10 protein-coding genes and 1 tRNA gene are annotated in these 13,780 nt (G+C 61.8%); 6 read left to right on the forward strand and 5 right to left on the reverse strand.

Going from position 1 to position 13,780, the window contains the following annotated elements; all coding sequences use genetic code 11:
• Window positions 1-5: 5 nt before the first annotated feature.
• Entirely contained in the window at window positions 6-2,594 is a 2,589-nt protein-coding gene (locus tag NKI64_RS01075; protein ID WP_352666215.1) for a helix-turn-helix transcriptional regulator, read from the reverse strand.
• Window positions 2,595-2,838: 244 nt separating this feature from the next.
• Here NKI64_RS01075 and NKI64_RS01080 point away from each other — a divergent pair, with 244 nt between their 5' ends.
• The gene (locus tag NKI64_RS01080; protein ID WP_023673765.1) at window positions 2,839-3,111 is read left to right on the forward strand and encodes a DUF4242 domain-containing protein; all 273 of its coding nucleotides are present in this window, start codon (window positions 2,839-2,841) and stop codon (window positions 3,109-3,111) included.
• A gap of 441 nt (window positions 3,112-3,552) precedes the next feature.
• A complete protein-coding gene (locus tag NKI64_RS01085; protein ID WP_352666217.1) occupies window positions 3,553-4,056 on the forward strand; it encodes a hypothetical protein in 504 nt (167 codons plus the stop codon).
• A gap of 338 nt (window positions 4,057-4,394) precedes the next feature.
• Here NKI64_RS01085 and NKI64_RS01090 read toward each other — a convergent pair whose 3' ends face one another.
• The 3 genes from NKI64_RS01090 to NKI64_RS01100 all read right to left on the reverse strand — a co-directional run bounded on the left by NKI64_RS01090 (window position 4,395) and on the right by NKI64_RS01100 (window position 8,314).
• Complete coding sequence (locus tag NKI64_RS01090; protein ID WP_352666219.1) at window positions 4,395-4,676, reverse strand: hypothetical protein; 282 nt, start codon at window positions 4,674-4,676, stop codon at window positions 4,395-4,397.
• A gap of 226 nt (window positions 4,677-4,902) precedes the next feature.
• Window positions 4,903-7,860: a class I SAM-dependent DNA methyltransferase gene (locus tag NKI64_RS01095; RefSeq protein WP_352666221.1), complete on the reverse strand. Its 2,958-nt coding sequence runs from the start codon at window positions 7,858-7,860 to the stop codon at window positions 4,903-4,905.
• Window positions 7,814-8,314 (reverse strand): type IIL restriction-modification enzyme MmeI, encoded by a 501-nt coding sequence (locus tag NKI64_RS01100; protein ID WP_352666223.1) that lies wholly within the window; start codon window positions 8,312-8,314, stop codon window positions 7,814-7,816. Before NKI64_RS01100 ends, NKI64_RS01095 begins: the two co-directional genes overlap by 47 nt.
• Before the next feature lie 444 nt (window positions 8,315-8,758).
• Between NKI64_RS01100 and NKI64_RS01105 the strand changes: the two genes are divergently transcribed.
• The 4 genes from NKI64_RS01105 to NKI64_RS01120 all read left to right on the forward strand — a co-directional run bounded on the left by NKI64_RS01105 (window position 8,759) and on the right by NKI64_RS01120 (window position 13,384).
• Window positions 8,759-10,162 (forward strand): lipopolysaccharide biosynthesis protein, encoded by a 1,404-nt coding sequence (locus NKI64_RS01105; RefSeq protein WP_352666225.1) that lies wholly within the window; start codon window positions 8,759-8,761, stop codon window positions 10,160-10,162.
• Window positions 10,162-11,442: a GNAT family N-acetyltransferase gene (locus NKI64_RS01110; protein ID WP_352666227.1), complete on the forward strand. Its 1,281-nt coding sequence runs from the start codon at window positions 10,162-10,164 to the stop codon at window positions 11,440-11,442. Before NKI64_RS01105 ends, NKI64_RS01110 begins: the two co-directional genes overlap by 1 nt.
• 75 nt (window positions 11,443-11,517) lie before the next feature.
• Window positions 11,518-12,669 carry a YncE family protein gene (locus NKI64_RS01115; protein WP_023673758.1) on the forward strand — a complete coding sequence of 384 codons (1,152 nt, stop codon included), beginning with the start codon at window positions 11,518-11,520 and terminating at the stop codon, window positions 12,667-12,669.
• A 139-nt stretch (window positions 12,670-12,808) separates the two neighbouring features.
• The gene (locus NKI64_RS01120; RefSeq protein ID WP_352666229.1) at window positions 12,809-13,384 is read left to right on the forward strand and encodes a cation efflux transmembrane domain-containing protein; all 576 of its coding nucleotides are present in this window, start codon (window positions 12,809-12,811) and stop codon (window positions 13,382-13,384) included.
• 188 nt (window positions 13,385-13,572) lie between these two features.
• Here the strand turns inward: NKI64_RS01120 and NKI64_RS01125 are convergent.
• A tRNA-Leu gene (locus tag NKI64_RS01125) sits at window positions 13,573-13,657 on the reverse strand.
• Window positions 13,658-13,780: the final 123 nt, after the last annotated feature.

The raw sequence follows: 13,780 nt of genomic DNA on the forward strand, positions 1-13,780 counted from the left end.
AAACCTCACAACAACCCCGAATCGCGCGCGGTCGCTGTCGCCTCGCCGCGCGACACCGCATCCAGCTTGCCCAGCACCGCCGAGACATGGTGATCGACCGTCTTTGGCGAAATCGTCAATTGCTCGGCGATCCGCTTGTTGGAGAGGCCGCGTTCGATCAGCTGCAGCACCTGCATCTGGCGCAAGGTGAGGCCGGCGAGGTTGGCGCGCGTCGAGCGGCGCGGGCCGCGGGCGATGCCGCCAACGCCGTTCTTGCGCATGATATCGCGCAGGCGCTGGGCTGCCGGCCTTGCCCCCAGGCCGTCGAAAATATCCAATGCCAGCCGCTGCCCCTCGTCGTCGCCGAGGATGAGCGCCAGTCCGCGCTCGTATGGCGCATTCAATTCGGACCAGAGTGCCGAAGCCGAACGCCAGTCGCCGGTCAGGAGCAGCCGGTATGGTGTCGCCATCTCGGCGGTGTCGCCGGCCGGCATATCGGGAGAGAGCAATGTTCGCCACAGAGCCAGCTCACCGACATGGGCACGCGAGCGCACCGGCGTTTCGGCGCGGGTGATCAGCGCCAGCGCCTCTTGCCTGTCGGCCAGGCCCAGCCATGCCTGCTCCGCCATCAGCGCCGCGTAAGAGCTCAGCATCTGCAGGTCGCCGCCGCTTCCGACCAGACGCGCCATTTCGGCGAACAGCGGCTCGGCCGAGGGATCGCCGCGCCTCAGGCGCAGTTTCGCCAGTGCCAGCAGCGCCGGAAACCGGCCCACGGTGGTTGTCCGCTCATTGTCGATGACATCGCTTGCCGTCGCGGCGGCCTCATCCCATTGGCCCTGACGCAGCTGCACATCGGCCAGCATGCCCCTGAGATAGTCGCGCCAGGTGCCGAGGTCGTTCTCGGTGCAATAGTGGATGCCGCTCTCGAGCACCGGACGTACCGCGTCGTAGCTCATCTGGGTGATCTCGAAACAGGCGCGGTTGGTGAAGGCGCGCGCGGCATGCTCCTGGAAATTGCCCTGGAGCGCAATTTCAAGGCTTTGGTCGAGGCGCAGGCGTCCCGCATCCGGATTGAGCCACTGCTCGACGCAGCCGACATTGTTGAGGGCATGCGAGGCGATGTCGGGACGGTTCATGCGCGCAGCCAGCGCCGCTGCCTTCTCGCCATAGAACAGCGTGTCTTCCACCCTCTCCGACAGCATCGCCAGATGTGAGAGGTTCGAATAGGCCATGGCGAGTTCGGGACCGGCGGGAGCCGCTTCCAGCATCGCCACAGCCTCGGCGCCGAAGGCGGCCGCCGCCTCGCGGTCATCGCCCATTTCGCTCAGCCGGGAGAGCCATCTCAGGCTGTCGCCCTCCTTCAGCCTGTTGCCGTCTGCCTGATGCAACCGGCGCGCCTGTCCCTGCGCTGCAAGCGCATCATCGATCTTGCCGATGAGATGGCACTCGAAGGCATGACTTTCGTAGAGCGCGGCGCGCTCGATCACCGGCAGGCTGTCGGCCTGCTGCAAGGCGATCTCGTAATAGCCGGCGGCATCGCGATGGGCGCCGACGCGCGACGCCTCGCGCGCGGCGATTGGCGCAAGTTCGCGCACCGCCGCCAGATTGTGCGCCTCGACCGCATGATGCACCAGGCGGCCTGTGGAGACGTCGCCATTTTCGAGCAGTGCCGCCAGCGCACGCTGGTTGAACTGCCGCCTGTGCGACGTCGTCAGCATCATTTCGATGGCGCGTCGCGCGATGTCGTGGCGGAAGGCGTAGCCGTCGCCCAGATCGTCAAGCAGGCCGTTGGCGACACACTCGGCCAACTGGCCGGCGCTGGCGACGCCGCACAGGCCTTGCAAGGCCCAGGCGTCGGCGCGGCGCGGAAACACCGACACCGCGTCGAGCATGGCCCGGGCGCCAGCCGACAGCCGCTCGGCCCGCGCCAGCACCGCGTCGCGCACGCTTGCCGGCAGCGCCATTTCGTTTTCGGCGCACAACAATTCGGTGACGAAGAAGGCATTGCCTGCGGTCGCCCGGTAGATGGCGTCGCCATCGCGGCCGGCCGCATCGGCGAGCGACAGCACGGCCGCCTGGCTGAGCAGCGGCACGTCGATGCGCGCCACGCTGCCGGCCGGGATTTCGCCCAGGGCGCGGCGCACCCGCATCTGTCCCTCGCTGCGGTCGGTGCGCGCCGTGAGCAACAGCAGGATGTGGGTGTTGGCGATACGCCGGCCGAGGAAGCGCACGAAATCGAGCGTCGCATCGTCGGCCCAGTGCAGGTCTTCGATCACCAGCAGGCTCGGTCCCTTGGCCGCAAAGGCGTCGAGCGCATCGGAAAACAGCGGCAGTCTCTGCCCATGCCGGGCGTCGATTGCGCGCGGCAGCGCCCATTGCGCCTCACGGGCCAGATCGTAAAGCGGCCCCAGCGGATCGGGGATCGACAGATCCTCGCAAGCGCTGCGCAACATTGCCGCGCTCTCTCCGACACGGGCCGCGAACGCCTCGACAATCGCCGTCTTGCCGGCGCCGGCCTCCCCCGCCAGCACCGCGACTCGGCCATGGCCGCCTATTGCATCGCCAAGCAGTGTCTCCAGTTGCTGCAGCTGCGTCTGCCGTTCCAGAAGCATCATTGTCATCGTCTCACAGGATCGGAGTTTTCCCACCATGGCGGGCCGCTCACGATTAGCCCGTGAAGAAAGCGCCGCAATGTGACTTTGCACACATTGCCGTGCCTCTTTCCACAAAGAACGACGCCAATATAGGGAATCGTCCCGTCCAATATGGGGAATCGTTCCGATGCGCGGGCCGGGCCGGCGTGGTCAACGTCCAGCCGCGCTCCGATCGAGCGTGAACCAATGGAAAAGGAAGTCTTCCATGCCTCGCTACCTGATTGAACGCACATTTCCGGACGGCCTCAACATACCGATGACCGATATCGGCGCCAGCGCGGTGGGCGGCGTCGTCATGCGCAATGCCGAAAAGGGCGTCACCTGGATCCAGTCCTTCGTCACGCCCGACAAGAAGCACAGCTTCTGCATCTACGACGCGCCGACGCCCGAAGCGATCCGCAGCACGGCTCAGAAAAACTCGCTGCCGGTCGACAAGATCACGGAGGTGCGGGTTCTTGACCCTTACTTTTACCTCTGATCCTGCGTTCGGTCGCCACGATGATGAGCATCAAACTGTCCTTCGCGGCCGTGGCGAACTGCCTGATGGGCTGCCGCTCGGCGGAATCGGGCCTGTCCTGGGAAAGACCGTCCGGCCAACCTCCGTGCTCGGCCGTCTATGGCGGTTCGCGACGAGGCTGCCTGCGTATCTGTCTGAAAGGCGGCGCTTGCCCCCGGAAGGCGACTATCTGAGGCGCGACATCGGGCTATCGGAGCGGGACGTCCCGCAGGAATATTGGCAATATTACTTTTGGGATCGTTGATTTTGCACGGTTTTTAAGGGCTGCGGCCAAAGCCCGGCAACGGAAGCCGCATCGCATGAACCGGGACGGACAAACCAAATCCTAAACCAACGCCGCAGCGTTTCGGGCAGCCTGATCGGCCGCCGTCGCCTCGAGCGTCAACAAACGGACGGAAGACCATGACCATAACTCTTTGGACGACACGCTTCGCGGCTTTCGCCGCCATCTCGATCGCGGCGGGTGCGGCCGCCCAGGCGCACGACGCCAATCCGCTGGTCGAAAAGGTGCGCGCAGCCAACAGCCGCTTCGAAAATGTGGCAGCCGCCACCGCCGAAGGCTATGCCCCCATCCCTTGCGCCAGCGGCATCACCGGCGGCGCCATGGGCATCCACTATGTCAACGGCGCCTATCTCAAGGACGATGCCGTCGATGTCGCCAAGCCCGAAGCGGTGATGTACGAGCCGACGGCCGACGGCAGCCTGAAGCTGATAGCGGTCGAATACATCACCTCGAAAGGCCCGGCCTCGCTCGAAGGCCAGCTGTTCAACTTCAACAGCGCCCCCAATCGCTACGGCCTCGGCCCGTTCTACGAATTGCATGTCTGGGCCTGGAAACAGAACCCGACCGGCGCCTTCGCCGACATGAACCCGAACGTGTCCTGCGACGCGATGAAGGGGATGTAACCTTCCGACACCTCCGGCACCGGACACCCGGTGCCTGGCCTTCCCCCTTGGCGGGGGGAGGGGCGAGCGATACGCCGACCGGCTCCCCAGTCTTCCCCGGCGTGCGCTCGCCTTTCGTTTTGCCACCGATGTTGCCAAGCCCTAGGCGCTCGAGCCGATGGCTGACGGAACGATAGGAATATTTTCTTGACACGGTGACGGCAGGTATGCTACATTTTTGTCCATGGTGCTGATTTGCGCCGACGACCCGGCGCCGAGGCGGATTTTTTGTTTTCCTGGGTGATTCACCGCTGTTTGCTTAACGACGCCACCCCGGCCCAAGGCTGGCGTATCCGTTTCTACGCCGCCTTCAGCCGCACCATTTCGGCCTCGAACTCGAACTTCAGCTGCGCGGCTTCTTCTTCCGGCAGCCAGAGCACCATCTGGGGCACGATCTTGCGGTAGAGCCGGACACTGTCCTGATCCCAAGGCAGTGTTTCCGCGCTTCGCGCCTCGGCGATAAGCTTATGCAACCGCGCGCGAACCCGGTCTGGATCGCCATGATAAACAGTCGGCGCATCTTCATCGAACAGCCCGGACTGTTCATCGGCGCCAAAAAGATCGAGTTGATTTCTTGCCATATCCACGGATGCGAGGGTTTGATCTGACCCGGACTATGCGTCATCCCGTTTTCTGAAGCGAGCACGCGCTACCGGCTCATCCCGCATTCCCGGCGTTGTCGTCAGTTGACCGTTTGGGGCCGCCGGGCAGCGCCGGCATTCACGATTGGCCGATCTCCCCACCCGTGGGGGAGATGGCCGGCAGGCCAGAGGGGGGCGCTGTCCCGCCCCTCGCTAGAATTACACGTCAAGCCGCTCTGCGTGCCGCGAACTTGCCATCTGCGAGTGCCGTTACCCGACCATAGCGAGCTAGCGTCACCAGCACCTGCTCTACGCGCTTTTCGATTTTCTTGCCGCCTCTCTTGAAGCCCCGGGCAATGTCAGCAACTCCCATCGCTCGACCCGCCCCGGCCAATAGCGCTTCCACAGCCAATGGTTGTTCATATCGATCGGAGGGCCAAACAGGCAGTCCCTTGTCGAAGGCCACCACGGTCTCGTCGAAGTCGATCTCGCTTGTTTTCACATTTGCTTCTTTAGCGAAGAGCGGGATTTGGTAATCAGGCCGCAGCCAATGCACGTTCCCTACAGCCTCTTCCTTCGAGCGGTCTGCATTCAGCGCAACCAGCCGCTCGAGAATTTGCGCTTCTGCCAAGTCCGCCGGCCAGCCGTAGGCTCTTGATGTCAGCTCGTCGATTCTTTCATGCAATTCCCGTAGGATCACTACCAAACCGCGCTGCTTTATATCTTCGTCTTTGTCAGAGAGAGCCTCGCCGCTCTTCAGTTTCTCCAGCACATTGTATAGCCCGGTTAGTGTCAGCTTGGGATGTTCAGCGATTACTCTCTTTCGCAACGCATCAAGTTCCTCGCCACATTCGCGAAGATCTTGGCGTATAGCGTCAGAAGTGTCGGGAAAGGGGAACGGATCGAAGCAGCGTATCTTGTTATATCGAGGTCTGTCTTCCAGTGTACCACCGGTCGCCAGCGTCCAACTCACATGAGGCTTCGACGACAGCAGGCTAAGCATCGCTGCGTCAGCGAACCCGAAACTAATGCTGCCGTGTTCCACAATTATATTGCTCTCGATAAAAAAGAATATGCGATGCTTTGCAGTTTCGACTGTAACAATGCATCTATCCAAGTTAGATTTTAGGGAGAAATATCCTTCATTACTTCTCCTGAAACGCCACCAATACTTCTGCAGGCGCGGGTCTCGATCCAATTGACGCTTTGGAAAAACGCTTTCGCGAAGGTACTGAAAAAGATGCGGCGCGACTCCTTTTAGCTCAAATTCGGTTTCCACCTGAATGAGATTTGGAACAAAAACCCCTCTTGCACCGTATAGAAGATCATCACCATTCCGCAGTGGAACTAGTACCGACTTTTCGTATTCATTCAGGAGGGGAACAAGATATTTCCTTTGATCCGACGTCAGAACAAAGCCGCGTGAGCCTAGCGCTGGTCCCATCGACGCCAAGCCCTCATTTGCCAACAATGGGCTAACATCAGCGAGATTCGCGCCGACTCTCAGGTCCGCAAAGATCGCGCCGATAGCGGACGCAAACTCGATTTCCGGCTCATCAGTTTCAAGCTTCCTTTCGCTTGCTGTGATCTGAAGCAACCCGGGTTTCAAGCCGGCTTCCACAACCGTCATAGCGATCCGAACCGCGGCGGCATCCTTCGTCGCCTTTGTCCAAGGATGGTTGGGGATCGCGAAAACAATACTGATTGGATTTTTACCTTTCAGATGTCGCTCGACAGCTCGGCGATTGAAGAGTTGGCTGATCGAGTTCGTCGTTACAAATCCGAATCGCCTCAACCGGCTCATCTTCCTTCCTAGGAGTTCTGCAGCCCGATCCCACCAATACATGACAAAGTCGGCGCTTTCATTCATGTGAGGATGGGCCGCCCAGAGAGCATCTACATAAGGGTCGCCCAGCGGACCGCGCATAGCTGCGCCCTTGCCCAAAAACGGGGGATTTCCAACGATGAATTCTGCTTCCGGCCAATCTGGCCTACGAGCGTTGGGAAAAATCTCAACCGGTTTGCCGTCTCGCTCCTCGACTTTTGGCACCGGGTAGCCGTCCCAGGTCAGCACGGCGTCGTAACCCTCGCGGTGGCCGAAGTTGATATTCTTGAATGCCTTGAGAATCGGCTCGGCCGGATGGCCTGTGCGCGTACGGTAGTGTTGCTGCAAATAACCTATCCAGACCACGAGTTCTGCGATGGCTGCGGCACGCGGATTGAGTTCTAGACCAAGAAATTGGTGTGGATCGACAGAGCCACGCTCTAGCCCCAAACTTTCGGAAACACCAAGGCGGGCCAAGGTCTCCAACACCTCACCCTCAAGTTTCTTCATAAGCTCAAGACTGACGTAGAGGAAATTGCCTGTGCCGCAGGCGGGATCAAGCACCCGCGTAGCGCAAAGTTGGTGGTGAAAGCCCCGCACAATTTCTGCTGCCTTGGCCTCGTTACCCTCTTCCTTTGCAGCTTCCGCTTTGGTCAAAGCCTTCTGCCAGTCCCCACGCAGTGGCTCCATCACAGTCACTTCCACCAGTCGCTGCACATAGGCTCTTGGCGTGTAATGCGCACCTAGCTTTCTGCGCTCCGATGGTTCCAACGCCTGCTCAAGTAGTGTGCCAAAGATGGCAGGATCAACCTCAGTCCATTTCGCTTTCGCCGCCTGCAAAAGCTCACCAATTTCCGCACGGTCGAGTGGAAAGGCACGTGCATTTTTGAACAGATTGCCGTTGAAATGCCTGAGGTGGGTGCGGAATGCTGAGAAAAAACGAAGGGTGTGTGATGGTTCGTCCATCTTCGCCCATAGTTCTTCAACTAGCGGCACGAAAGCGCCGGGAGAATCGATGCAATCGGTCAGAAGTTCTGCAAACTTTCCGTTTGGAATGAGATCGACATCCTCAGCGAACATCGTGAATATGCAGCGCATCAGAAAGTGCGCCACCTCCTCGGCCGGGTGATCAACCTCCAGTGCCTTGCTCACTTCCGCAAGTCGTTTGGCGATCTCGCGGGTTACGCGCGCCGACTCCTTTGCGGGATCTAGACTAGTCGGATCGGTCCAGATGCGCATAAGCAACTCGCGTGTTTCCTTACGTCGCAAATCCTCCAGATAAATTCGGAATCCCTTCCGGTCGGGAAACTGACTATAAGCACGACCGCTGCCCGAAAAATCGGCAAAAATCAAATGCATGGCCAACATCACAGGTGATAATGAATGGCGGGGCGACATGGCTAGCATCAAGCAAGGAGACGTAGTTCTCTGCCTGACGTCGAGCATTCTGCATCATCACGTCCCAACCGCGCGCGGCGCTGCGTCGACCAAGATGTTCGGGTTCGTCGTTCAGTAGCGAAAGTTGGCCGGGGATCGCATTTTTCGCACCCGGCAGGCGCGATTGCTTGGCCTCGAGAATAAAACAACCCTTCTTATAGAGATCGATACGCTTTGAAGAGATGATTTCATCGCTTGCACGTCGCCTTACCGCTCGCTCGAATACATAGTCGTTGTGCTCTCGTTCAGCAGAAGCAGGATCAGGATGAGGGGCACCAATTACCTCACACAACTCGGAAAGAAACATCTGATAGTTGGCACGCTCTGCCCCGCCTTCGCGCGCTGTCCAACGTTGGATGAAAATCTCTGCGTCCATGTGACTGCCCCCACACGACACGACAGCAAAACATGATTAATACTTGGTTTACGCCGGATATATCGAGCAAATTTCGACCAGATACTCTCGAAATACAGGGCACCAAAAAGAGAATATCGCTCGGCCCGAAGTTCTACCTGCATTCCTCGCTCCCACCTGATACTTGTCTGCACTTCGCCCTACTGGTTCGCTCAGGGAGTCACTTGGCAGGGCCAGCTGACCGGGGTTCGCTCGCCATTCGTCATGCCACCGGCATGATGAATGCGCGCGCCGCGCACCCGTTCCTGCCGGCCCTACGCTATGGCTTCGGGCGTTCGTCGCTCGAAAAGCCAAATCGTTGGCCTTTCGTCCGCTCCGGCGGACCGCCTCTCCGCCCACCCTTTCTTAATGTGTCTCCGCTACATCGAAACCTTGAAAAGAGGCGGAAAACGGAGAGACATCGGGGTGCGCTTTTCCGCGGCGACGACGGCCGGGCGGTTCTTGCCGCAGCGCTTGGCGCTGCGCATGAGGCCGTTGCTTGGCCGCATCGATGCGGTGCTGTTCACCGCCGACGAACGCGGCGAAGCCGGCCGCATGTCGCTGATCGCCTTTGCCATCCGCATCGTCAGCGCCGTCATCGCCTTCATCAGCCAGGTGCTGATGGCGCGCTGGATGGGCTCGTTCGAATACGGCATCTTCGTCCTCGTCTGGGTGACGATGGTCATCGTCGGCAACCTCGCCTGCCTCGGCTTCCACACCTCGGTCATCCGCTTCATCCCCGAATATCGCGAACGCAACATGCTGGCCGAGCTGCGCGGCATCGTGGTCGCCAGCCGCCTGTTCGTGCTGATTGCCTCGACCGCGATCGCCGGACTTGGCGCACTGGGCGTCTGGCTGTGCGCGAACTGGATCGAGAGCTACTATGTGATGCCCTTCATCCTCGGCCTGTTCTGCCTGCCGATGATCGCCATGGGCGATCTGCTGCAAGGCCAGTCACGCGCCAATTCCTGGGCGTTGTTTGCGTTGTCGCCGACATATCTGGTGCGGCCGGTGCTGATCCTGGCGCTGATGGCGCTGATGCTGGCAATGGGCTATGCGCCCGACGCCAGGACAGCGATCTTCGCTTCGATCGCCGCCACCTACGCCACCACGCTCGGCCAGCTCATCGGCGTGACCACACGCATGGGCAGGAATATCCCGGCCGGGCCGATGAAGGTGCATTTCGCCGAGTGGTTCATCGTCTCGCTGCCGATCTTCCTGGTCGAGAGCTTCTTCTTCCTGCTCACCAACGCCGACGTGCTGATGGTCGGCGCCTATCTCCAGCCCAATGACGTCGCCGTCTACTTCGCCACCGTCAAGACGCTGGCGCTGGTGCATTTCGTCTATTTCTCCGTCAAGGCCGGCGTTGCCCAGCGTTATGCGCAGTTCACCCATGGCGAACCGGAAAAGCTCGCCGCCTTCGCCCGCGAGACCGTGTCGTGGACGTTCTGGCCGTCGCTGCTGATGGCGCTGCTGGTGCTGGCGCTCGGCGAACCGATGCTGGTGCTGTTCGGGCCCGAATTCACCGACGGCTATCCGCTGCTGTTCCTGCTGGTGTTCGGCGTCGTGGCGCGCGCCGCGGTCGGCCCGTGCGAAAGCCTTCTGACGATGAGCGGCAACCAGAACATCTGCGCCGCCGTCTATGCCATGACGCTGGCCTTCAACATCGGCCTCAACGTGGTGCTGATCCCGCTCTTTGGCCTGTGGGGGGCGGCGATCGCCACCAGCCTCGCCATGGTCTTCGAGGCCAGCGCCCTGTCCTTCACCGTCTGGCGCAAGCTCGGCATCGTCATGCTGATCTTCGTGCCCGCTGCCGAGGAAGCCGCCTGATGGCCGCCATCCCGCTGATCGAGGAAACCAGCGGCGGCCCGGCCGGCGCAATGGTGTCGGGCCTTGCCGGCCTGGCGCGCGACGCCGATCCGGCGCATCTCGAGATCCTCGCCAACAACCGGCCGCTGCGCAAGCTGGCGATCTATCCGGCTTCGGCCGGCTTCGAACTGGTCGAGGAACTCGACTATCTGTGCACCCGCACGATCGAGCCCAACGTCTTCTTCAACCCGCGCTTTCTGGCGCCGGCCATGCCCCGGCTGGAAGATCGCGAGGTCAAGCTGGCGGTGATCCGCGACGGCGACGAATACCGCAACCGGCTACGCCTGCTGGTGCCGTTCTCGGTCGAAAGGCCGGCGGTGCCGCTCGGCGTTCCGGTGATGCGCACCTGGTCGAGCCCGTTCGGCCCGATCGGCACACCGCTGGTCGACCATGACGACCCGATCGGCGTCGTCGAGGATTTCTTCGGCATGCTATCGCGGGCGCATCTCAAGTTGCCGAAGGTCTTCGTGCTGCCCGACATGCGGCTCGACGGCCCGTTGGCCAGCGTGCTTGCCACCGTTGCCGAGACGCGCGGCCTGACAATGGTCACCACCGCCAAGGCGGACCGGCCGGTGCTCGAAAGCACGCTCGACGGCGAGGCCTATCTGAAAGCATCGCTGCGCGCGCACCACTACCGCGAATTCCGCCGCCTGAAGCGGCGCCTGGGCGATCTCGGCAGGCTGGAACATGTCGTGGCGCGGGGACCGGACGAAATCCGCCACGCCATCGAAAGTTTCCTGACGCTGGAGGCGGCCGGCTGGAAGGGCCGCGAGCGCACCGCCATGGCCATCGACCGCTACCGCGCCGCCTTTGCCCGCGAAGCCGTGCACCGGCTGGCCGAGCACGACATGTGCCGCATCCATTCGCTGACGCTGGACGGCCGCACGATCGCCTGCCTGGTCGTCTTCGTCGAAGCCGGCGTCGCCTACACCTGGAAGACCGCCTATGACGAGACGCTGGCGACCTATTCGCCGGGCACGCTGCTGATGATCGAGGTGACCAGGCAGCATCTCGACGACCCCAACATCATGATGACGGATTCCTGCGCCGTGCCCGACCACCCGGTGATGAGCCGGCTGTGGAGCGAGCGCAAGCCGATGGGCTCGCTGGTGATCGGGCTGACGCCGGATGCCGATCGGCTGGCCCGCCAGGCGGCTTCGCAGCTGCACCTCTACCGCGAAACCCGCAACATGGCCCGCCTGCTGCGCAATCGCGTGAAGAGTTTGCTGGGACGGCGATAGCCACTGGATCAACGGCAAGACACCAGCTATGGCTCCGGCGGCAATTTCGGCCGGCCTTCACGACAAGCCATCCTGATGATCAGAACCTTTTTGCGTCACGCCGGTCCCCGTGCGGCCTTTTTGCTGCTTGCGCTGCTGCCTGTCCGCGCCTGGGCCGATAGCTGTCCCGAGGATTGCAGCGAGCCCGCGCCGTCCATCAACATCTACAGCCACACCGCCGCCGGCCATCTCAGCCCGGCCACGCTGGGTGCACTGCCGCGCGTCTATGTGCCGAACCGCTCCTCCAACAGCGTCACGGTGATCGACACCATGACACTCAAGGAAGTCGACAGGTTCCCGGTCGGCAGCAAACCGCAGCACGTCGTGCCGTCCTGGGATCTGAAGACGCTCTGGGTCGCCAACAATGGCACCGGCAAGAACGGCAGCCTGACGCCGATCGACCCGATGACCGGCAAGCCCGGCCCGCAGATCGCCGTGGACGATCCCTACAATTTGTATTTCATGCCGGGCGCGGCCATCGTCGTCGACGAAGCCCTGGAGCGGCTCGATTTCCGCGATCCCGACACCATGGCGCTGAAGTCGAGCCTGCCCACACCCACTTGCCCCGGCATCAACCACGCCGATTTCTCGGCCGACGGCGCCTACGCGATTTTCACCTGCGAATACGGCAATGGCGGACTGGCCAAGATCGACCTGAAGAACCAGAAGGTGCTTGGCCATCTCGACTTTTCGAAAATGGGCATGCCGCAAGACATCCGCCTCTCGCCCGACGGCAAGGTCTTCTACGTCGCCGACATGATGAATGACGGCGTGTTCCTCGTCGATGGCGACAGTTTCAAGGAGATCGGCTTCATTCCGACCGGCATCGGCGCCCATGGCTTCGTCGTCAGCCGCGACGGCAAGCGGCTTTACGTCTCGAACCGCGGCTCGCACAAGATGGAGCAGGGCAAGGCAAAGGGCCCAGGCAGCGTGAGCGTGATCGACTTCGCTACCCGCGCGGTCGTCACGCAATGGCCGATCCCCGGCGGCGGCAGCCCCGACATGGGCAACGTCAGCGCCGACGGCAAACAACTATGGCTGTCCGGCCGCTTCGACAGTGCCGCCTACATGATCGACACGACATCAGGCGCGGTGACCAAGTTTCGGGTTGGCTCAGAGCCGCACGGCCTGACGGTGTGGCCACAGCCGGGGCGGTATTCGCAAGGGCATACGGGGAATATGCGCTAAGTCCGTGTTCGAGGCGCGGCTCGCACGCAAAAGGTCGCAAGGGCAACCGCCCATCGGCCGGGACCCGGAACGAGCAGGGGCTTTCCTTGGAAACCGCGAAGCTGTAGCTCCACACACTGGTTTCGGATACTGCCAGAAGATGAACCTTCGCCGCATCGTCCTCATCGTCGCGCTTCTCAATCTTGCCTATTTCGGGATCGAGTTCGCTGTGGCGCTCGCCATTGGATCAGTGTCCCTGTTCGCCGACAGCATCGACTTTCTTGAAGAGGCTTCCGTGAACCTCCTTATCCTGCTCGCACTTGGGTGGTCTGTGCGCTCCCGTGCGCGGGTGGGGATGGCATTGGCGCTCATCCTTCTCATGCCGGGTCTGGCAACGCTCTGGACGGCTTGGGAGAAGTTCAACGTCCCGGTGCCGCCGCAGCCCATCGCCTTGACCTTGGCGGGACTTGGCGCTCTCGCCGTCAACCTGTCCTGCGCCTACATGCTGGCCGCGCACCGGCATCGTGGCGGCAGCCTCACAAAGGCGGCCTTCCTGTCGGCCCGCAACGACGCCTTGGCCAACATCGCCATTATTGCCGCAGGGTTGGTCACGGCCTTGCTCTGGCATTCCGCGTGGCCCGATTTGGCGGTGGGATTGGGGATCGCGGTCATGAACGCCGACGCGGCCCGCGAAGTGTGGGAAGCTGCCCGTGAAGAACACCGTGCGGCGGCCTGAGAGCACGTAGAGCGGGGCTACCGGCCGCCGCTGATTGGCGCTATCGCTGTCATCCTCAGCAGCCGCGGTTGGCTCTGTGTTCGAGGCACTGTTCGAACCCGGAGGGTTCGCAAGGGCGACCGCCCGTCGGCCGGTCAGGCCGCCCCATCGGAGCCCATGAGCGAAGCGAACTGGCGTGAGATCAAAAATGGTGCCCCTAGCCGGAATCGAACCAGCACTCCTTGCGGAACTCGATTTTGAGTCGAGCGCGTCTACCAATTCCGCCATAGGGGCTCAGGCCCAAAGGCCTGGATGGGCGCGGACTATACGGTTGGAGGCCTGTTCGTCAACTGGCCAAATGCGCCGCCGTGCCCTGCTTGCGGCAAAAGCCCGCCTTTCTGTTTCGTGAAGCTCCTG

Source organism: Mesorhizobium sp. M0478 (genome assembly GCF_040321305.1).
Taxonomy (GTDB): Bacteria; Pseudomonadota; Alphaproteobacteria; order Rhizobiales; family Rhizobiaceae; genus Mesorhizobium.